This is a genomic window from Pseudonocardia asaccharolytica DSM 44247 = NBRC 16224, assembly GCF_000423625.1.
Lineage (GTDB): Bacteria > Actinomycetota > Actinomycetes > Mycobacteriales > Pseudonocardiaceae > Pseudonocardia > Pseudonocardia asaccharolytica.
In genome coordinates, this window is sequence record NZ_AUII01000006.1 from 25,795 (window position 1) to 44,394 (window position 18,600).

Here is an 18,600-nt window from a genome sequence, read left to right on the forward strand (position 1 = left end):
TCCTCGGGATCCGCGTCCCGGGTTGGAGGGAAAAGGGCGGGCGGGTCAGTGTCCTGGCTCCCGGATCGACGCTCGCCCCGGCCTTCCAGGCGTGCCGCCCGTGGCCGTGCGTGGGGTCCGCTCCCCGGTGACAGTGGCGGGACCGCGCCGGACTCGCACCGGCTTCCTGGCTCCCGCTCGCCGCATGCAATTGTGCGTCCACTCTCGGCAACCAGGGGCCACCCGTCAAGCCAGGACCGGAGCGGGAGGGTGTTTACAGTGGCGCCGTGCCCGCCCCCCTTCGTGCCCGAGCCGACGCGTGTCCCGGCGTGTTCGCCGTGCACGACGCCGCCGACGGCGCGCTGGCGCGGATCCGGCTGCCCGGGGGGACTGTCGGCGCGGCCCAGCTGCGGGCCCTCGCCGCCTGTGCCGAGGATCTCGGTGACGGCGCGGTGCACCTCACCTCGCGCGGGAACCTGCAGCTGCGCGGCCTCGACCGGGACGACCCCGAGTTGGCCCGGCGGCTCACCGCCGCCGGGCTGCTGCCCTCCCCCGCCCACGAGCGGGTCCGCAACGTCCTCGCCTCCCCGCTCAGCGGCATCCACGGCGGGCTGGCCGACGTGCGTGGCCGCGCCGCCGCGCTCGACACCGCCCTGTGCGCCCGGCCCGGGCTCACGGCGCTGCCCGGCCGGTTCCTGTTCGCCCTCGACGACGGCCGCGGCGATATCGCCGCCGAGGAGCCCGACGTGTGCTGGCGCGCGTCCGGCCCGGTGGTGGGCGCGCTGTTGGTCGCCGGCACCGACACCGGGCTGGCGGTGCCGATCGCCGACGCGGTCGACGTGCTGCTGGCCGCCGCCGAGGCGTTCCTGCTGGTCCGCGGGCCCGGCGGGGACGGGGCGAGTCCGGCATGGCGGGCCCGGGAGATCCCCGACGCCGCCGCCCGGATCGCGGCCGCCCTTGGCGGGCCCGAGGCTCCGGTCGAACAGGGTCCCGTCCGCCGTGATCGGCTCTCCCATGACCCTGCCGGCCCCGATCCCGATCCCCATGATCGCCGTTTGGGCGGCGCCGACCGCGAGAATCGCGGCTGTCGGCTCCCAAACGGCGATCATGCTGACGGCGGGGCCGGAGGCGGCACGCACGACGGCGACGGGCTCGGGGGCACGGTCGGCCGGATCGGCACCGGGCCCGCGGTTGGCGTCGCCCCCCGTCTCGGCGAGCTGTCGGCCGCGGGGCTGCGGCTCCTGGCCGGGCTCGCCCCGACCTTGATCGTCACGCCGTGGCGCACGCTGGTCCTGCCCGACCCGGCCGCCGGGACCACGCCCGCACTGGCCGCGGCCGGGCTGATCGTCGAGCAGGGCGACCCGGCGCTCGGGGTGAGCGCCTGCGCCGGGCGGCCGGGGTGTGCGAAGGCGCTGGCCGACGTCCGCGCCGAGGCCCGAACACTGCTGGACACCGGCGCGCTGCCCGGCGGGTTGCGCGCCCACCTCGCCGGTTGCGAGCGGCGCTGCGGAGCCCCGCACGGGCCGCACGCCGACGTCGTCGCGACCGCGGACGGCTACCGGGTCGACGGCACCCCGGTGCCGGTGGCCGCACTCGCCACCACCCTGCAACAGCTCGGAGGAGCACCGTGAGCAGCACCTACATCCGGGACGGCGCGGAGATCTACCGACGGTCCTTCGCCACGATCCGCGCGGAGGCCGACCTGTCGCGGCTACCCTCCGACGTCGCCGACGTGGTCGTCCGGATGATCCACGCCTGCGGTCAGGTCGACCTCGTCGCCGACATCGGCCACTCCCCCGGCGTCGTGGCCGCCGCGCGCGCCGCGCTGCGCGGCGGCGCGCCGATCCTGTGCGACGCGATGATGGTCGCCTCCGGGGTCACCAGGGCCCGGCTGCCGCGCGCGAACGAGGTGCTCTGCCTGCTGCGAGACGAGCACGTCCCGGCGCTGGCCGAGCGGCTGGGGACCACGCGCACTGCCGCGGCCGTCGAGCTGTGGCGCGAGCATCTCGACGGGTCCGTGGTCGCCATCGGCAACGCCCCCACCGCCCTGTTCCACCTGCTGGACATGATCGACGCCGGGGCGCCGCGACCGGCCGCGGTTCTCGGCATCCCGGTCGGGTTCATCGGTGCGGCGGAGTCCAAGCAGGCCCTCGCCGCGCGCACCGACCTCGAGCACCTCGTGGTCCACGGCCGTCGCGGCGGCTCGGCGATCACCGCGGCCGCACTCAACGCGCTGGCCAGCGAGCAGGAGTGACAATGAGTTCCACGACGGGCACGCTCTACGGCGTCGGGCTCGGCCCCGGCGACCCCGAACTGATGACGATCAAGGCGGCCCGGCTGATCGCCGCCGCCGACATCATCGCCTACCACTCCGCCCGGCACGGCCGCTCGATCGCGCGGAGCATCGCCGAGCCGCACCTGCGGGGCGACCAGATCGAGGAGCCGCTGGTCTATCCGGTCACCACCGAGACCACCGACCATCCCGGCGGCTACCAGGGCGCGATGGACGAGTTCTACGCCGAGGCGGCCGGGCGGCTCGCCGCGCATCTCGACGCCGGCCGCGACGTCGTGCTGCTCGCCGAGGGCGACCCGCTCTTCTACGGCTCCTACATGCATATGCACAAGCGGCTCGCGCACCGCTACCGCGCCGAGGTCGTCCCCGGCGTCACCTCGATCAGCGCGGCCTCGGCCGCCCTGGGCGCGCCGCTGGTCGAACGCGACGAGATCCTCACCGTGCTCCCCGGCACGCTGCCCCGCGAGGAACTCGCCCGGCGGCTGTCCGAAACGGACTCGGCGGCGGTCATGAAGCTCGGCCGCACCTTCACCCGGGTGCGGGGCGCGTTCGTCGATGCGGGCCGCATCGACGAGGCCCACTACGTGGAACGCGCCACGATGGACGGCCAGCGCACCGCGCCGCTGGCCGACGTCGACCCGGCGTCGGTCCCCTACTTCGCCATCGCGCTGCTGCCCGGGAAGGTCGCCTCCGCGGTGCCCGAGCCTTCCCCTGCCCCGACCAGCGGCGCCGGTGAGGTCGTCGTGGTCGGCACCGGCCCGGCCGGGCGCGACTGGCTCACCCCGCAGGTTGCCGCCGCGCTCGCCGCAGCCGACGACCTCGTCGGCTACGGCCCCTACCTCGACCGGGTCCCGCCCAACCCGCGGCAGACCCGCCACCCCTCGGACAACCGGGTGGAGGCGCAGCGCGCCGCGCTCGCCCTCGACCTCGCCGCAGCCGGACGCTGCGTCGCGGTGGTCTCCGCCGGCGACCCGGGGGTTTTCGCGATGGCCAGCGCGGTGCTGGAGGTCGCCGCCGAGCCGACGTACCGCGACGTCCCCGTCCGGATCCTGCCCGGTCTCACCGCGGCGCAGGCCGTCGCAGCCGCGGTCGGCGCCCCGCTCGGCCACGACTTCGCGATGATCTCCCTGTCGGACCGGCTCAAGCCGTGGGACGTGGTCGCCGAGCGGCTCGTCGCGGCGGCGCGGGCCGATCTGGCCATCGCGATCTACAATCCGCGTTCGAACGCCCGGCCGTGGCAGGTCGGCGCCGCCCGCGACCTGCTGCTCGAACACCGCCGCGCCGACACCCCGGTCGTGCTCGGCCGCGACGTCGGCGGCAGCGGCGAACGGATCGTCGTCACCACGCTCGCCGACCTCGATCCCGAGCAGGTCGACATGCGCACGCTGCTGATCATCGGATCGTCGACCACCCGGATCATCGAGCGCGCCGGGCACACCACGGTCTTCACCCCGCGGCACTACTCCCGCTGACCCGCATCCCCCCGCGACTCGCGGAGCCAGGTGAGGGCCTCGTCGACGGTGGGGACCGCGGTGACCCCGGCCGGAAGCGGCGGGCGCCGCTGCACGACCACCGGGATTCCGGCGTCGCGGGCGGCGGTGAGCTTGGCGGCCGTCATGATCCCCCCGCTGTCCTTGGTCACCAGCACGTCGATGCGGTGCTCGTGCAGCAGGGCGCGTTCGCCGTCGATGGAGAACGGGCCGCGGTCGAGCAGGACCTGCATCCGCGCCGGAGCCGGCGGCTGCGGCGGGTCGACCGACCGGACCAGGAACCACAGGTCGAGCTGCGCGAACGCCGCGAGGTCCTGGCGGCCCGTGGTCAGGAACACCCGGGAGCCGAGCGAGGGCAGCAGCGCCGCCGCCTCGGACAGCGAGTCGACCCAGCGCCATTCGTCACCGGGACCCGCGGTCCAGCCCGGGCGGCGCAGCACCCGCAGCGGCACCCCGGTCGCCGCACTCGCCGCCGCCGCGTTGGCCGTCATCCGGGACGCGAACGGGTGGGTGGCGTCGACGACCGCGTCGATTCCCTTGTCCCGCAGCCACTGCGCGAGCCCCTCGGCCCCGCCGAAGCCGCCGATCCGCACCGCGCCCGGTGGCAGCGACGGGGCGCGCACCCGCCCGGCGAGCGACGAGACGACCTCCATTCCCGGGGCGTCGACGAGCGCGGCGGCCAACCGGCGTGCCTCGGAGGTCCCGCCGAGGATCAGCAACCGGATCAGGATCGGCACCTCGCCTCGGAGTAGAGGTGGCTGTCGGGGAACTGCTCGGCGGCCAGCGCCGGCCCGATGATGATCACCGCGGTGCGCTGGATCCCGGTCCGCTGCACCGCGCCGGCGATCTCGTCGAGCCGTCCGCGCAGCACCACCTCGTGCTCACGGCTGGCATGGGCGACCACCGCCGCCGGGCAGTCCGGCCCGTAGCTGCCCACCAGCTCCTTGACCAGCTCGTCGATCCGGTGCACCGCCAGGTGCAGCACCAGCGTTCCCCCGGCGGAGCCGAGCGCGGCGAGGCTCTCCCCCTCCGGCATCGGGGTCGCTCGGGCCGCGATTCGGGTCAGCGTCACCGTCTGCGCGACGGTCGGGACCGTCAGCTCCCGGCGCAGCGCCGCCGCGGCGGCCGCGTAGGCGGGAACGCCGGGGCACACGTCATAGGGCACCCCGGCCGCGTCCAGTCGACGCATCTGCTCGGCCATCGCCGAGAACACCGACGGGTCCCCGGACACCAGCCGCGCCACGTCCAGCCCGTGCTCGTGCGCCCGGACCATCTCCTCGACGATCTCGGTCAGCGTCATCAGCGCGGTGTCGACCTTGCGGGCGTCCGGCGGACAGAACTCGAGCATCTCCGGCGGCACCAGGCTGCCCGCGTACAGGCACACCGGTGACGCGGCGAGCAGTCCCCGGCCGCGGATCGTCAGCAGGTCGGACGCGCCCGGCCCGGCACCGATGAAGTGAATGGTCATGGCTTCTCCACGCTCCAGATCGTCACCGGCATCGCCGGGCGCCAACCGGTGAACCCGCCGACCGGCGCCGCCCGCTGCACGGCCACCCGCACCAGCGACCCGCCGAACCGGGCGTGCCCGGCAGCGAGCACCCCCTCGGCCTCCAGCGTCACGGCGTTGGCCACCAGTCGCCCGCCGGATCCGAGCGCCTCCCAGCAGGCGTCCAGCACGCCGTCGCGGGTCACCCCGCCGCCGATGAACACCGTGTCCGGGTCCGGCAGCCCGGCCAGCGCGGCCGGGGCCCGGCCGGTCACCACCTGAAGCCCGGGGACGCCGAGCGCCGCGGCGTTACGGGTGACCGCCGCGGCGCGCTCGGGGTGCGACTCCACCGCGACGGCCCGGCAGGACCGATGGGCGCGCATCCACTCGATCGCGATGCTGCCCGCCCCGGCGCCGACGTCCCACAGCAGCAGGCCGGGTCGCGGGGCCAGCTGGGCCAGGGTCACCGCCCGCACCTCGCGCTTGGTGAGCTGGCCGTCGTGCTCGTAGGCCTCGTCGGGCAGCCCGGGGACCTCGCCGAGCAGTCGCGCCCCCGCCTCGGCCGCACAGGACACCGCGACCACGTTGAGCGCGTCGCCGGGCGGGTGGTCCCAGTCGCGGGCGGTCCCGTCGAGCCGCCGCTCCTCCGGGCCGCCCAGCTGCTCCAGCACGGTCATCGCGCTCGGCCCGTACCCGTCGCCGGCCAGCAGCGCGGCCAGCTGCTTCGGCGAGTCGGCACCGGCGGACAGCACCAGCACCCGGCGGCCCGGGGCCAGCACCCGGCGGACCGCGGCGAGCGGACGGCCGACGACGCTCACCGTCTCGACGTCGTCGGCGGCCCAGCCCAGCCGCGCGCAGGCCAGCGCCGCCGACGAGGGCACCGGCAGGACGCGCAGCCGCTGCGGGCCCAGCACCCGCGCCAGCGTGGCGCCCAGCCCGAAGAACATCGGGTCGCCGCTGGCCAGCGCGCACACCCTCCGGTCCCGCAGGCTCTCGAACAGCGCGGGCAGCGCGGGCACCATCGGCGACGGCCACGCCACCCGTTCCGCACCCACCTGCGCGGGCAGGAGCGCGAGCTGGCGCGGGGCACCCAGCACGACCTGCGCCGCGCACACCGCCTCCCGCGCCGCTCCGGACAGCCCGTTCCACCCATCGGCTCCGATGCCGACGACCGTCACCGGAGTCTCCGCCACCACTGCCCCTCTCGTCACGACCGGACTGCACGCTAACCCGGCGGCGGGCGGTTTCGGCGATGAGCCCCGCCACTGATGAGCCCGCCACGGGCGCCGGAGGCTGCGACGATCGCGGCCATGAACCGACCCACCGTCGTCGTCTTCGACGTCAACGAGACCCTGTCCGACCTCGCGCCGCTGGCCGACCGCTTCACCGACGTGGGCGCGCCGGCGCAGCTGGCGCCGCTGTGGTTCACCTCGGTGCTGCGGGAGGGACTCGGGCTCGCCGCCTGCGGCGACATCCAGACCTTCGCGACGATCGGCCGGGAGGTCGGCCGGGTGCTGCTGGCCGGCGTGGCGCTCGACCGGGACGTCGACGCCGCCGTGGACCACTTGTTGGCCGGTTTCCTCGCGCTGCCGGTGTATCCCGACGTTACCGAGGGGGTCCGCGCGCTGCGCGCCGCGGGGTACCGGCTGGTGACACTCAGCAACGGCGCGGCGGACGTCGCGGAGCGGCTGCTGGGCCGCGCCGGGCTGCGCGGCGAGTTCGAGCACCTGCTGTCGGTGGAGGACGCCGGGGTGTGGAAGCCGGCGCGGGCGCCCTACGCGTACGCCGCGCGGGTGTGCGGAACCGAGCCGGCGGACATGGTCATGGTCGCGGTGCATCCCTGGGATCTGCACGGCGCCGCCAGGGCGGGTCTGCGCACCGCCTGGATCAACCGGACCGGCGCGCCGTACCCGGGTCATGTGCAACCGCCGACCCACACCGTGCGGGTGCTTCCCGAACTGGTGAATCTGCTGGGCTGAACCAAGCCTCGGCAACGAAGCAGGCGGACCTCCCACGGCCCGGCACCGCGGCTCACCGGGTCGTGGGCACGGGGTCGGTCCGTCCAGGCCCGCGCAGCGCGTCGAGCAGTTCCGCCTCGACGGCGTGCAGCCGCGGCCAGCCGACCATCCCGGCCTCGCGGGGGCGCGGCAGTCCCACCTCGACCTCGCGGCACACCCTCGCCGGACGCGGGCCCAGCACCACGACCCGATCGGAGAGGAACACCGCCTCTCGGATGTCGTGGGTGATCAGCAGCACCGTCCAGCCGTAGCGGGCCCGCACCTTCTCCAGCCACTCCTGCATCCCGGTGCGGGTCAACGAGTCCAGCGCGCCGAAGGGCTCGTCGAGCAACAGCACCTCACGGTCCTGCACGACCGTGCGCAGCAGCGCCGCGCGCTGGCGCATCCCACCGGAGAGCTGGCTCGGCCGCGCCCGCTCGAACCCGGCGAGCCCGAACGGCTCGAACAGCGCCTGCGCCTTCGCCCTGGCGGCGCGCCGCCGCATCCCGGCGACCTCGAGGCCGAGCGCCGCGTTGTCCAGCACCGTGCGCCACGGAAACAGCAGATCCTTCTGCGGCATGTAGCCGAACGCGGACCCGCCGGCGGGCGCGCCGTCGACGAGCACCCGGCCGGAGTCCGGCGCGACCAGCCCGGCCAGCACGTTGAACAGGGTGCTCTTGCCGCAGCCGCTCGGCCCGATGATCGAGACGAACTCGCCGGGCGCCGCCCGCAGCGACACGTCGGACAGCACCGGCAGCGTCCCGAAGGTCTTGCCCAGATGTTCGACACGGATCTCACGCACGTCGCCGCTCCTGGGCGTACCAGGGGATGACGAGCCGCTGGACCAGGTAGGTCAGTGCGAACAGGGCGACGCTGAGCAGCGCGGTGACCACCACCGCGGCGAGCACCAGGTCGGTGCGGAAGGAGTTCTTCTGCTGGTTCATGAAGATTCCCAGCCCGGCGCTGGCGCCCACGTACTCGGCGAAGATCGCACCGGTGACGGCGTAGGTGATCCCGATCCGCAGCGCGGTGAAGAAGTACGGCATCGCCCCGGGCAGCCGCACGTAGCGGAACTCCTTCCAGCGTCCGGCACCCATGCTGCGCAACAGGTTCGAGGCCTCCGGGTCGGTCGAGGCGAATCCCTCGATGAGCCCGACCGCGATCGGGAAGAACGTCACCAGCGCGATGACCACGACCTTGGGCAGCAGCCCGAACCCGAACCAGATGATCAGCAGCGGGGCGATGGCGATGATCGGCAGCGTCTGCGACGCCACCAGCAGCGGAACCAGCGCGCGGCGCAGCCACGGCGAGAAGTCCACCAGGATCGCCAGCGCCCAGCCCATCACCAGCGACACCCCGAAGCCGACACCGGTCACCTTCAGCGTCGGGACCGTGTTGGCCCAGATCACGTCGCGGGACGCCCAGCCCTGTTCGACCACGCGGCTCGGCGAGGGCAGCACCTGCGGCGCGATGCCGCTCGCCGTGACGTACCACTGCCAGCCCACCAGCAGCACGCCGACGACGACCAGCGGCGGCAACGCGCGTCGCAGCCCCCTGGTCAGGGTGCCGCCAGATACTCGTCGGTGAACCATGTCGCGAAGTCCGGACGGGTGGTGAGCGGCTTCCCCGCGGAGTCGGCGAGGATGCCGGCGTCGTAGAGGAACCCGGAGAACCCGGCCCACTGGGCGAGCGTCTGGGTGCCCACCCGGCCCGAGGCGTCGCGCAGGTAGCGCTGGCTCAGCATCTGCTGGCTGCGCTCCACCAGCTCGGGTTCGGTGAACGCGCCGGGGTTGGCGTCCATGAGCAGCCTGCCCGCGGCGGACGGGTCGTCGGCGCCGAACTGGTAGCCGCGCTGGGTGGCCTGCACGAACGCCCTGGCCTGCTGCGGGTGCTCGGCGAGCCACGGGCCGTTGCCGATGAGCAGCACGCTGTAGGCGTCGGGAAATCCGTAGTCGGCGTAGGCGAACGTCGTGAGCGGCTGGCCGCGCAGCTGCGCCTCGATGCCTTCCCACGCCACGAACGGCTCGGCGAAGTCGACCTTCCCGGCGTAGAGCGCCTCGTAGGCGGACGTGCCCAGCACCACGGTGTCGAACTCGCCCCGGCCGCCCGCGTTCCTGATCACCGCGCGCATCTTGGCTTCCTCGCCGGGCCCGCCGAAGCCGCCGTAGACCTTTCCGTCGAGGTCCTTGGGCGAGTTGATGTCGGTCCGGTCCGCGCGCACCGCGATCTCGCTCGCCCAGTGCTGCAGGATCGCCATGACCGACGTGATGTCCGCGCCCGCCGCCTTCGAGACGCTGAACGAGTCCTGGAAGCTGATCCCGAACTCCGCGGCGCCGGAGCTGACGAGCGTGTCCGGCGAGGTCCCGCTGTAGGGCAGGAACTGGACGTCGAGCCCCGCGTCGCGGAACCAGCCGCGCTGTTGGGCGACGAACAGTCCGGTGTGGTTGGTGTTCGGGGTCCAGTCCAGCGCGACGCGGATGGGCGACGGGCCGCCGCCCGCATCCGCCGTGGTGGCACCGCCGCAGCCGCTGAGGAACACCACCAGCACCGCGAAGAGGCCGAGGATCCGGCCGATCCGGGATCTGGTCAGCTCGGGGGCAACCACCGTTTCCTCCCTACGCCGGTGCTAACCGGGTCAGGTGCGAACGGTCGACGGCCGGTCCTGCCGTCCTCTCAGCCCTCGGTACGTGAGTGCTCCCGCGGTCGGCGACGACCATACGCGGCGGCGGAGCCCAAGGCCACCGGCCGGGCTGCTCAGTGGATATCGGCGCGGCGATGCCGCGGGGTGTGCGGCGCAGCCCCCCGGTGATCCGCGACGGGTTCGCCCAGCCTGCGCCGCCCACCGGGACGGTCGGCCGACGTCCGGGCCGGCGGGGGGAGCGGGTGCGGGTACTCATGGAGCCTGCGCCGTCCGGGCCGGTCCTCGGTGGGCGGTACCGGATCGGCGTGGCGCTGGGCGGGCACCTCGGGGCGGTCGCTGCCGACGACGGTGCCGGCGACGGTCCCGGCCACGATGGTGGCGGCCATCTCGGCGATCGGGACACCGGCCTTCGTGGCCTGGCTGGCCAGGAACCGTCCCGCCTCCTCGGCGTCGGTGTGGTAGCGCTCGGCCAGCATCCCGGTGGCCTGCGCGATCGGTGCCGCCACCTCCAGCTGCGCGGTCATCCGGGCGACCGCGCCCGAAGCCGTCCGGAACGCGCGGCCGTCGGCGAGCCGGCACGACAGCATGTCGACCAGCGGCCGGACGGCGTCCGCGTGCTCGGGCGCCACCGGCTGGTGCTGGCTGCCGAGCAGCTGCAGCACACCGGCCGGCCTACCGTCGATCATGATCGGGACGTTGACCGCGCTCGTCAGACCGGTCTGCTTCGCCGCCTCGGCGAGCTCCGGAGGGCTGCTGCGGGTCAGGTCCGGGGTCACCGTGCGCCGACCGGTGCGCACGGTGGTGGGCAGCGGGCCCTCGCCCGCCTGGTGCTGCACCTCGCCGATCCGCAACGCGGCGGCATCGGAGCCGAACAGCCCGCCGGCCAGCGGGTCCGGCACCTCCAGGACCACGACCACCGCGCCGGGCACCCCGACCGCCACGGGTAGCGCGTTGCAGACTCCGGCCAGCATGGCGCCGACGTCCAGGTGGGCCACCGGGGTGCGACCCACCTGGAGTACGAGGCTGATGAGCGCGGAGTCGTTCTTGGGCACCTCTCACCGTCCTTTCGCCACCGTTTCGCGGAGGCACGCCGTCGGTTGAATACCGTAGTCAATCACCGGCCATCGCCGGCGCCGCACGGACGATCATGTCGTGCTCCACGAAGCCGTATGGGCGGCCCCATTACGTCGAATGATCACTCCCGATCGAGGGGCCTCACCGCCGCGGAAGACCGGCTCAGGATGGCTCGCCCGGCCAGTCCGGTACGACATCGAGGTAGTCGCCGACCCGGCCGGGGAACCGCGGCGCCCGCTTCTCCAGGAACGCGGTGACGCCCTCCGCGGCGTCCGGGCCCCGGCCGAGCCGGGCGATCGCCGCCGAATCGAGCCGGTGAGCGTCCCACGGCGTCGAACACCCGGCCGGTGGCCACCCACTCCATCGCCTGGGAGATGCCCACCACCCGCGGCAGAAACCAGCTCGACGCGGTCTCCGGAACCAGGCCGCGGCGGGTGAACACGAACCCGAACCGGGCCGACTCGGCGGCGAGCCGGATGTCCATCGGCAGCGTCAGGGTGGCCCCGACGCCGACGGCGGGACCGTTGATCGCGGCGATCATCGGCTTGCGCGAGGCCGCGACGCGCAGCGACACATAGCCGCCGCCGTCGCGCGCAACGCCGTCGATGGTCCCGAAGCCGGCCCGCTCCGCGGCCCTGGTCTCGTCGGTGGCGTCGAACGTCGCCGCCCCGCGGCCGAGATCGGCACCCGCGCAGAAACCCCGGCCGGCGCCCGTGACGATCACGACCCGGACGTCGTCGTCGGCGTCCGTGGCGTCGAAGGCGGCGACCAGTTCGCGGGCCATGGTCGCGGTGAACGCGTTGAGCCGGTCCGGCCGGTTCAGCGTGATCGTCGCGATACCCTCGGCGACGTCGCAGCGGATCTGCGAGTACCCGGTGGCCCCGGTCACGGCACGGCCCAGGCACCGGTGAAGACCGGGTCACGCTTCTCGTCGAACGCCCGGATCGCCGCGGGCGCGTCCGCGGTGGCGAAGTTCACCACCTGGGCGCGCGCCTCGCCGGCCAGCGCCTCGCGCATCGAGCGGTCGGCGGCCTCGTTGAGCAGCGCCTCCCCCAGCGCCGGGTCCAGCGCGTCCTTGCGGCGCGGCCGGTTCAGCGTCAGCGTCAGCACGCCGCCGTCGCGGTGCGACAACAGCACGGACTCGTCGATCATCGACTTCCCTTCGCGGCGGTGTGCTCTACAGACCCAGCCGGTCCGCCAGCCGGCGACGGTGCTGCGCCGGGGTACCCAGCAGCTGCGAGCTCTTGGCGCTTGTAGTACAGGTGCGCATCGTGCTCCCAGGTGTAGCCGATCCCGCCGTGGTACTGCACCATCGCGGTCGCCACCTGGAAGTAGGCGGGTCCGATATAGGTCTGGGCCAGTGCCGCGGCCAGTGGCAGCGCGGCTCGGTCGTGGTCGGCGGTCCAGGCGGCGTGGCGCAGCACCGCGACGGCGTGCTCCCACGCGCAGTACATCTCGGCACAGCCATGTTTGACCGCCTGGTAGGAGCCGATCGGGCGGCCGAACTGCACCCGCACCTTCGCGTAGTCGACCGTCAGCTCCATGGCCCGTTCCAGTCCGCCGACCTGTTCGGCGGCCAGCGCGACCGCGGCGAGATCGGCGACGAGATCCAGCACCGCGGCCGCGTCGGCGCCGGCCAGCTCGCTCGCGGTCTCGACGGCCCGGCGCGCCAGTAGCGCGCCGGCGAACTTGGCCACCGAGCCGCGGGCTCCGGGCGGCTCGCCTGCCGCGGCCTGCTGGCGCATCCGGAGGTTGACCTGCTCCAGCGCCCGCTCGTGCGCATAGAACTCGGCCAGCCGCTCCCGCTGCGTGCCCGCGGCACCGGTGCGCCGGGCCAGCGCGACGAGCGCATCGTAGGCCAGCGCGTTGCTGCGGGACGGCCGGGCGGCGCCGATCGACACCCGCTCGTGGCCCAACATCGTCACCGCGGCGCGCCAGCCGGCGTTGACCTCGCCGATCACCGCGTCGGCCGGGATCCGCACGTCGTCGAGGTACACCTCGTTGAACGGGGCCTTCCCGGACATGTCCCGCAGCGGCCGCACGGTCGCCCCGGCCAGGTGATCCCGGCATACCCGGCGGCGTGCAGCGCGGCCTGGAACTGCTTCGCGCGGCGCAGCTGTTCGGCCACAGTTGTTCACCTCGCCCGTTCCCGACCGGCGACACCTGCCCCGAACCTACTGATCACTCGTTAAGCAGGCAAAGGAACGTCCGGCCCGGCGACGCTCCTATGCTGTCCCGATGAGCACCCCCGACCGGTCCGTCGCCGACCTGCGGGTGGCTCCGGGCGTTCCCCGCGGCGGTGGCCGCGACGCTCTCACCGGCGCCGCCCGCGAGATCTTCGCCGAACGCGGCTACCACGGCGCCTCGATTCGCGACATCGCCAGGCGGGCCGGGCTCAGCCTCTCGGCGCTCTACTACTGGCATCCCAGCAAGCAGAGCCTCCTCGCCGCGCTCATCGAGGAGAGCGCGCAGGCCTTCTTCCGGATGTGCGAGATCGCGCTGGCCGAGGCGGGCGACGACCCGACCGAGCGGCTGCGCGCGATGGTCGCGGCGACGGTCGAGTTCCGGGTGCGGCATCGCGTCGAGAGCAACATCGGAGCCAGGGAATGGCGCAACCTGGAGCCGGCGAACCGCGAGCGGCTCGACGGTCTGCGCCGGTCCGCCACCCTCCTGTGGGCCGGCATCGTCGACGAGGGCGTCGCGCGGGGCGTGTTCTGCTGCGAACACCCCGACGACGCGCGCCGCGCGATCGAGGCCGCCTGCAACGCGATCGCCCAGTGGTACGACCCGCGGGGCGAGCTCGGTCTGCCCGATCTGGTGGCCCGCTACACCGCCATCGCGCTGCGGATCGTCGACCACCGGCCCTGATCGGATCGCTCGGTCCGTCCGGGCGGACCCGGGCGGCCGCCGGGGCCAGCGCGGCGGCCAGGGCCTCTTACCACAAGAACACCCCCAGCGGCGGCTGCCCGACGATCACCGATGAGGGCGTGTTCGCCCACTACCAGGAGAAGGTGGAGGGCCACAAGATCCGCAAGCGCGCGGTCGGCTTCCAGGACTACTACAGCCAGGCCACCTGTTCTGCAACTCCATGTCGGACTGGGAGCGCGAGCACATCGTGGCGGCGTTCCGCTTCGAGCTCGGCAGATGCGACCACAGGCACGTCCCCGAGGCCGGGGTCGAACAACTCAACCACGTCGACCACGGGCTCGCGACCCAGGTCGTCGAGGGCATCGGCGTCAAACCGCCGGCCGGGAGGTCGAGCCTCGTGGAGCGCGCCGCCGTGGGCGCGGTGCAGCGACGGCCCCGGGCCGGCATACCCTTCCTGACCGCCCGTGAGCGGCGAGTAGCGCCCCCAGCGCTACTCGCCGCTCACGGGCGCCAGCAGGCGTTCGCAGATCCGGATCAGCACCTCGGCGCCGTCGCGCACCGCCTTCGTCGACGCGGGATGCGAGAACCGGCGCCGCCACCTCGCCAGCTGCGCCATCGCCGCCGCGTGCAGCTCCTGCGGCCCCGTGTCCGCGGCGAGCCCCAGCCGGCTCCACGGCTCGGTGCCGGCCGCGCCCAGCAGCCGCTCGGCCGCGCGGCACTCGTCCTCGGGCAGCGGGAGGTCGCCTGCGCGCAGGACGTCGAGCAGCTCGATCTCGGCGAGCTCGTGCTCCCCGGCGCGGATCCGGTCGATCCGGTAGCGCAGCCGGCGGCCCTGCTCATCGGCGGGTGCCGACCGGACCAGCGCGTCGAGCTCGGCCAGTACGGCATTGGCCCGCGCCGCCACCACGGTCGACCCCCCGGGACCCGGTGGGCCGCTCACGGCGATCCGCTGCGGCTGCTCCAGCCGTTCGCCGAGCTCCCGCACCGGCTCGCGCAACGGGCCATCGCGGTAGAGCTGCCCGGCCTCGCGCACCGCCTCGCGGACCTGGTCGACGAGCGCGGGCTCGTCCGGCGGCGCGGCGGCCGCGACGGGGGTGGCGGGCGGGCCGGCCGCCGCGGGCGCCGGTGCGGCCGGAACCGGCACGGAGCCCTCCATGCTCGTCCCCGCGCCCGGCGCGGAACGCACGGCGATCGTCCCGCCGACCGCGCTGATCCGGGTCATGACGTTTCGCAGCCCACGCCCGGCCGCCCGCGGATCCCGGTCCTGGGCGAACCCGGGCCCGTCGTCGCGGACGGTGAACGTCAGGCGGCCGTCGGTCTCGGCCAGCCGTAGCGCGATCGGCGCACCCGGTGCGTGTTTGCGCGCGTTGTTCACCGCCTCCAGGCAGCAGAAGTACACCGCCGCCTCGATCTCGGCGGGGAACCGGCGCCCGGCGACCGCATCGTCGGTGTCGACCGCGACCGGCGCCGGGCCGCCCGCGAGGTCGGCGGTCAGCGCGGCGTACAGACCGTGCGTGGACAGGGCGGTCGAGGACACCCCGGTGGCGGTCTCGGCGAGCACGGCCTCGGCGGTGCCCAGCTGCTCCTCGACCTGGTCGAGCTGCCGCCGGGCCTGGTCCCGGTCGCCCGTCGCAACCTGGAGCTCGACCAGCCCGAGAGTGAGGCTCAGCGAGACGAGGTGGTGCTGCGCCCCGTCGTGCAGGTCCCGCTCGATGCGCCGCCGCTCGGCGTCCATCTCGGCCACCGCCTGCCGGCGGGAGACCGCGATCTCCTCCGCGTGCGCGACCGCGGCCCGCAGCTGGCGCTCCAGCTCGATCCCGAACCGGCTCGCCTGCAGGACGACGCCCAGACTATCGGCGATATCGGCGAGCAGGTGCGCGCGCTCGGCGTGCAGGCCCGCCACCGCGGCCCGGTCCACCGCGATCCGGCCGATCTGCTCCTCGCCGTGCCGGATCGGGACCGCGACGAGGTCCTCGGCCGCCGGCGGGGACCCCGTGTCCGACCAGCGGTAGGTGCGGTCGCGCAACCCCGCCCGGAAGACGGTCAACGAACACGAGGTCGCGCCCAGCCCGCGGGCGACCGCCTCGGCCATCCGCGTCAGGTCCGGCGCGTCGGTCGAGGTCGCCCGCGACAGCGCCGCGACCTCGGCCAGCACGCTGTAGGGCGTCGGCCGAGTGCCGTAGAGCAGCCGGTCCACCAGCCGCTCGACCCGGACGTACAGCGGCAGGGCGGCCAGCGCGACCAGCGCCGTCGGCAGGGCGGTCGCGGCCACCGGCGCCACCGGCCAGTTGACGAGCAGCACCATCGTGACCGCCCTGGCCACCACGTACCCGCCGCCGAGCAGCGTCACCAGCAGCGCGGTGGCCAGGCCGCGGCTGAACAGCCGCTCGGCCGTCCAGAGCCGGGTCCGCCTGCTCGCCACGAGCACCGCGCCCGCGATCGCGGCCGCCGCCAGCCGGGCGAACCAGAACAGCAGCCCGGTCGGCTCGCCGTGCTCCCCGCCCGCGGTCGGGTCGTGGACCGTGAGCCCGGGCCAGTCCAGCACGACCAGCAACAGCGTGATGACGCCCAGCACGACGGTCGTCGCGAACGCGGCGGCCAGCACGCTGAACAGCAACCTGGCCTGGGTGCGTTGCCCCGCGGTGGGGCCGCGCCGGATCCGGCGCGGCAGCACGGCCAGACCGATCAGCGGCACGCCGAAGCCGAAGAGCAGCACGCAGCTGGTGGTGTGCGGGAGCAGCGCGGTCGCGAACCCGGCGACGAGCAGCGCGCCGAGGCCTGCGAACAGCAGCAACCGGCGGGTCAGGCCGGAGTCGGGCTGTAACCGCCACAGCGAGCTCGGGAACACCAGCATGGCCAGGATGTAGGCTGCGCCCGCCACCCCGTGCAGCAGGATCTGGTGCAGGGTTCCCATCGACAGCCCGGTCGCGATCTGCACCGCGACCGCCGCCGCGTGCGCCTGGAGGTTGAACGCACCCGCGGAGCCGATCATCGCGATGGCCAGCAGCCGGATGAACCAGGCCCGGTGGCCCAGCCAGAGCAGCAGGACCGCGATGACCAGGTTCAGGAGGCTGAAGGCGAAGTCGGGCACGAGCTGGTCGAACGGCTCGCTGCGCGGAATCGCGGCCTGCACGCCGCGGGCCCAGGCGCTGCCCCCCTGCGCGGCCTCGGTGAACGCGGCGGCGACCTCGGGCCGGTAGGCCGCGACGGCGACGACCGCGCCGACGGCGAGCCAGCCGACCGTCACGACGGCGACGAGCGTCAGCAGCCCGATGTACCCGCCGACCATGAGCCGCGACTCGCGCGGCGCCGTATCCGCCCGCTCGACCGGCAGCGTGACGGCCGGACGGGCCGCTGCCGCCGGTGCCGCATCCGCGACCCGTCCGGCCGCCGGGACGGTCATCGTGGCCCCGGCGCGAGCGCCCGCAGACCCAGCTGCTCGACCGCCGGATGGAGCTGGTCGGGCAGCGTCGCCCGCAGCAGCGCGCCGCCCTTGCCGTCCTCGGTGAGTTCCACGTCGCCGCCCAGCGCCGCGAGCCGCTCGACGTCATCGGCGAGCGCGGCCCGCACCTCGCCGGCGGGGGTCGGAAGGGCCGGGTCCGTGATCCGCACCGTCAGCCTCCCCTCGGCGTGCTCGAGGTGGACGCGCAGCGCCTCCTCCGCCGGGACACCCGCCAGATGCTGCATCGCCGATGCCGTGAGATAGTAGATCCCCGACTCGACCTCCCAGTCCAGCCGCTCGATCGGTCCGCCGCTGAGCTGCACGGGACGCGGCAGGTCGGCCACCAGCTCGTCGAGCGCGCCCACCGGCCCCTGATCGCGCAGGACCGCCGGGTACACGCCCCTGGCGATCACCCGGAACCGCTCGAGCAGCTCGTCCAGGCCCGCGCGGGCCTTGGCGAGCCCCCGCTGGGGTTGCTCGGGATCACCGGGAGGGCCGTTGAGCGCGGCGCGGGCCGCCGCCAGGTCGCGGTGCAGCGCGGCGAGCCGGTCGGTGGTCACGTGGGAGAGCTCGGTGACGAGCCTGCGCCGCTCGACCTCGCGGGCATGGGTGAGCCGCTGCCGGGACTCCTGCAGCTGGGCGGCCAGCTCGGCCGCCCTCCGGACGCGCTGCTCGAGCTCGGTGTTGAGCGCGACGCCCCGCAGCAGCAGCCCGGCGCCGTTCGCGACGTCCTGCATCAGCTGCTGGTCGGCCGGGGTGAGGGGGACATCCGGCTTGCCGATCGCCAGTGCCGCGCGCAGCACCGGCCCGTCGAGGACCGGGACGACGTGGTCGGTGTCCGGCCGGGCGAGCAGCACCCCGAGGTTGTCGACGGTGTGCGGGGTCGCGGTGTTCCCGTCCGGCTCCGGCGGGAACACCGCCGCGCTGACCAGCCGGTCGGAGACCGCGAGCCACAGCACCGCCCGCTGCGCGCCGGTCCCCTCCGCGAGGACCTCGGCCAGCCCGGGCAGCGCCTCGGCCAGCGTTCCGGCCCGGATCCGCGCGGCCGCCGCCGCGAGCGCCGAGTACGGCGTGGTCTGGCGGTGCTGGGTCAGCTGCCCGACCAGGCGGTCGATATGGGGCAGCACGAGCCCGAGTCCGCCCGCGGCCACCAGTGCGGCCGCGAACGGCGCCAGCAGGTCCAGCCGCTCGGCCCCGAGAACCAGCCCGGCCACGGCGAGGACCGCGAGGAACACCACGGCGACATAGCAGCCGACCAGCAGCAGGCGCAGCACCCTCGCCACGATCATCCGCGTCATCGCCCACCGCGCCCCCGTCGCTTATCCCGGCG

The 18,600-nt window shown here is 74.6% G+C and carries 16 protein-coding genes, 2 pseudogenes and 1 riboswitch; of the genes and pseudogenes, 6 read left to right on the forward strand and 12 right to left on the reverse strand.

Features of this window, described 5'->3' with window-relative positions; all coding sequences use genetic code 11:
- Positions 1–26: 26 nt before the first annotated feature.
- Positions 27–192, reverse strand: a riboswitch (cobalamin riboswitch).
- Between the two features lie 74 nt (positions 193–266).
- The 3 genes from G567_RS36105 to G567_RS0109050 are packed head-to-tail and all read left to right on the forward strand — an operon-like array spanning position 267 to position 3,744.
- Positions 267–1,610 (forward strand): hypothetical protein, encoded by a 1,344-nt coding sequence (locus G567_RS36105; protein WP_037056479.1) that lies wholly within the window; start codon positions 267–269, stop codon positions 1,608–1,610.
- On the forward strand, positions 1,607–2,233 hold the full coding sequence (locus tag G567_RS0109045; RefSeq protein ID WP_028929730.1) for a precorrin-8X methylmutase: 627 nt from the start codon (positions 1,607–1,609) through the stop codon (positions 2,231–2,233). Before G567_RS36105 ends, G567_RS0109045 begins: the two co-directional genes overlap by 4 nt.
- Positions 2,234–2,235: 2 nt before the next feature.
- Positions 2,236–3,744, forward strand: a complete 1,509-nt coding sequence (locus G567_RS0109050) for a precorrin-2 C(20)-methyltransferase (RefSeq protein ID WP_028929731.1) — start codon at positions 2,236–2,238, stop codon at positions 3,742–3,744.
- On the opposite strand, the gene G567_RS0109055 is transcribed toward G567_RS0109050, so the two are convergent.
- The 3 genes from G567_RS0109055 to G567_RS0109065 are packed head-to-tail and all read right to left on the reverse strand — an operon-like array spanning position 3,732 to position 6,459.
- A complete protein-coding gene (locus tag G567_RS0109055) occupies positions 3,732–4,490 on the reverse strand; it encodes a cobalt-precorrin-6A reductase (protein WP_245585606.1) in 759 nt (252 codons plus the stop codon). The two genes, G567_RS0109050 and G567_RS0109055, sit on opposite strands and share 13 nt — an antisense overlap.
- Positions 4,487–5,230, reverse strand: a complete 744-nt coding sequence (gene cobM / locus G567_RS0109060) for a precorrin-4 C(11)-methyltransferase (protein ID WP_028929733.1) — start codon at positions 5,228–5,230, stop codon at positions 4,487–4,489. The genes G567_RS0109055 and cobM overlap by 4 nt, the downstream gene beginning before the upstream one ends.
- Complete coding sequence (locus G567_RS0109065) at positions 5,227–6,459, reverse strand: bifunctional cobalt-precorrin-7 (C(5))-methyltransferase/cobalt-precorrin-6B (C(15))-methyltransferase (protein WP_028929734.1); 1,233 nt, start codon at positions 6,457–6,459, stop codon at positions 5,227–5,229. The genes cobM and G567_RS0109065 overlap by 4 nt, the downstream gene beginning before the upstream one ends.
- A 99-nt stretch (positions 6,460–6,558) precedes the next feature.
- Here G567_RS0109065 and G567_RS27705 point away from each other — a divergent pair, with 99 nt between their 5' ends.
- Positions 6,559–7,227: a haloacid dehalogenase type II gene (locus G567_RS27705; RefSeq protein ID WP_037056492.1), complete on the forward strand. Its 669-nt coding sequence runs from the start codon at positions 6,559–6,561 to the stop codon at positions 7,225–7,227.
- Between the two features lie 52 nt (positions 7,228–7,279).
- On the opposite strand, the gene G567_RS0109075 is transcribed toward G567_RS27705, so the two are convergent.
- From G567_RS0109075 to G567_RS33000, 7 genes and pseudogenes are all read right to left on the reverse strand, one after another.
- Complete coding sequence (locus G567_RS0109075; protein ID WP_028929735.1) at positions 7,280–8,047, reverse strand: ABC transporter ATP-binding protein; 768 nt, start codon at positions 8,045–8,047, stop codon at positions 7,280–7,282.
- Entirely contained in the window at positions 8,040–8,837 is a 798-nt protein-coding gene (locus G567_RS0109080; protein ID WP_028929736.1) for an ABC transporter permease, read from the reverse strand. Before G567_RS0109080 ends, G567_RS0109075 begins: the two co-directional genes overlap by 8 nt.
- Positions 8,804–9,850, reverse strand: coding sequence for an ABC transporter substrate-binding protein (locus tag G567_RS0109085; RefSeq protein WP_245585592.1), 1,047 nt, complete (start codon positions 9,848–9,850; stop codon positions 8,804–8,806). The genes G567_RS0109080 and G567_RS0109085 overlap by 34 nt, the downstream gene beginning before the upstream one ends.
- Positions 9,851–9,999: 149 nt before the next feature.
- On the reverse strand, positions 10,000–10,938 hold the full coding sequence (locus G567_RS0109090) for a GAF and ANTAR domain-containing protein (RefSeq protein ID WP_028929738.1): 939 nt from the start codon (positions 10,936–10,938) through the stop codon (positions 10,000–10,002).
- Between the two features lie 184 nt (positions 10,939–11,122).
- Positions 11,123–11,849 (reverse strand): annotated as a pseudogene (locus G567_RS27710) (enoyl-CoA hydratase-related protein).
- The gene (locus G567_RS0109100) at positions 11,846–12,112 is read right to left on the reverse strand and encodes a Clp protease/crotonase-like domain-containing protein (RefSeq protein WP_028929739.1); all 267 of its coding nucleotides are present in this window, start codon (positions 12,110–12,112) and stop codon (positions 11,846–11,848) included. Before G567_RS0109100 ends, G567_RS27710 begins: the two are co-directional and overlap by 4 nt.
- Positions 12,109–12,984: an acyl-CoA dehydrogenase family protein gene (locus tag G567_RS33000; protein ID WP_084796027.1), complete on the reverse strand. Its 876-nt coding sequence runs from the start codon at positions 12,982–12,984 to the stop codon at positions 12,109–12,111. The genes G567_RS0109100 and G567_RS33000 overlap by 4 nt, the downstream gene beginning before the upstream one ends.
- 214 nt (positions 12,985–13,198) lie before the next feature.
- Here G567_RS33000 and G567_RS0109110 point away from each other — a divergent pair, with 214 nt between their 5' ends.
- Both G567_RS0109110 and G567_RS36110 read left to right on the forward strand, forming a co-directional pair.
- Entirely contained in the window at positions 13,199–13,828 is a 630-nt protein-coding gene (locus tag G567_RS0109110; protein WP_051232637.1) for a TetR/AcrR family transcriptional regulator, read from the forward strand.
- Between the two features lie 220 nt (positions 13,829–14,048).
- Positions 14,049–14,129 (forward strand): annotated as a pseudogene (locus tag G567_RS36110) (hypothetical protein); the annotation flags it as partial.
- Between the two features lie 189 nt (positions 14,130–14,318).
- On the opposite strand, the gene G567_RS36115 reads toward G567_RS36110, so the two are convergent.
- Both G567_RS36115 and G567_RS0109120 read right to left on the reverse strand, forming a co-directional pair.
- Positions 14,319–17,231, reverse strand: a complete 2,913-nt coding sequence (locus G567_RS36115) for a sensor histidine kinase (RefSeq protein WP_051232638.1) — start codon at positions 17,229–17,231, stop codon at positions 14,319–14,321.
- Positions 17,228–18,568 (reverse strand): sensor histidine kinase, encoded by a 1,341-nt coding sequence (locus tag G567_RS0109120; protein WP_037056496.1) that lies wholly within the window; start codon positions 18,566–18,568, stop codon positions 17,228–17,230. Before G567_RS0109120 ends, G567_RS36115 begins: the two co-directional genes overlap by 4 nt.
- Positions 18,569–18,600 lie beyond the last annotated feature (32 nt).

Excerpts from the sequence above, each read along its gene's own strand:
- G567_RS0109050 (WP_028929731.1), top strand. The coding sequence starts at position 2,236 with ATGAGTTCCACGACGGGCACGCTCTACGGCGTCGGGCTCGGCCCCGGC.
- cobM (WP_028929733.1), bottom strand. The coding sequence starts at position 5,230 with ATGACCATTCACTTCATCGGTGCCGGGCCGGGCGCGTCCGACCTGCTG.
- G567_RS27705 (WP_037056492.1), top strand. The coding sequence starts at position 6,559 with ATGAACCGACCCACCGTCGTCGTCTTCGACGTCAACGAGACCCTGTCC.
- G567_RS0109080 (WP_028929736.1), bottom strand. The coding sequence starts at position 8,837 with ATGGTTCACCGACGAGTATCTGGCGGCACCCTGACCAGGGGGCTGCGA.
- G567_RS0109100 (WP_028929739.1), bottom strand. The coding sequence starts at position 12,112 with ATGATCGACGAGTCCGTGCTGTTGTCGCACCGCGACGGCGGCGTGCTG.
- G567_RS33000 (WP_084796027.1), bottom strand. The coding sequence starts at position 12,984 with ATGTCCGGGAAGGCCCCGTTCAACGAGGTGTACCTCGACGACGTGCGG.
- G567_RS0109110 (WP_051232637.1), top strand. The coding sequence starts at position 13,199 with ATGAGCACCCCCGACCGGTCCGTCGCCGACCTGCGGGTGGCTCCGGGC.
- G567_RS36115 (WP_051232638.1), bottom strand. The coding sequence starts at position 17,231 with ATGACCGTCCCGGCGGCCGGACGGGTCGCGGATGCGGCACCGGCGGCA.
- G567_RS0109120 (WP_037056496.1), bottom strand. The coding sequence starts at position 18,568 with ATGACGCGGATGATCGTGGCGAGGGTGCTGCGCCTGCTGCTGGTCGGC.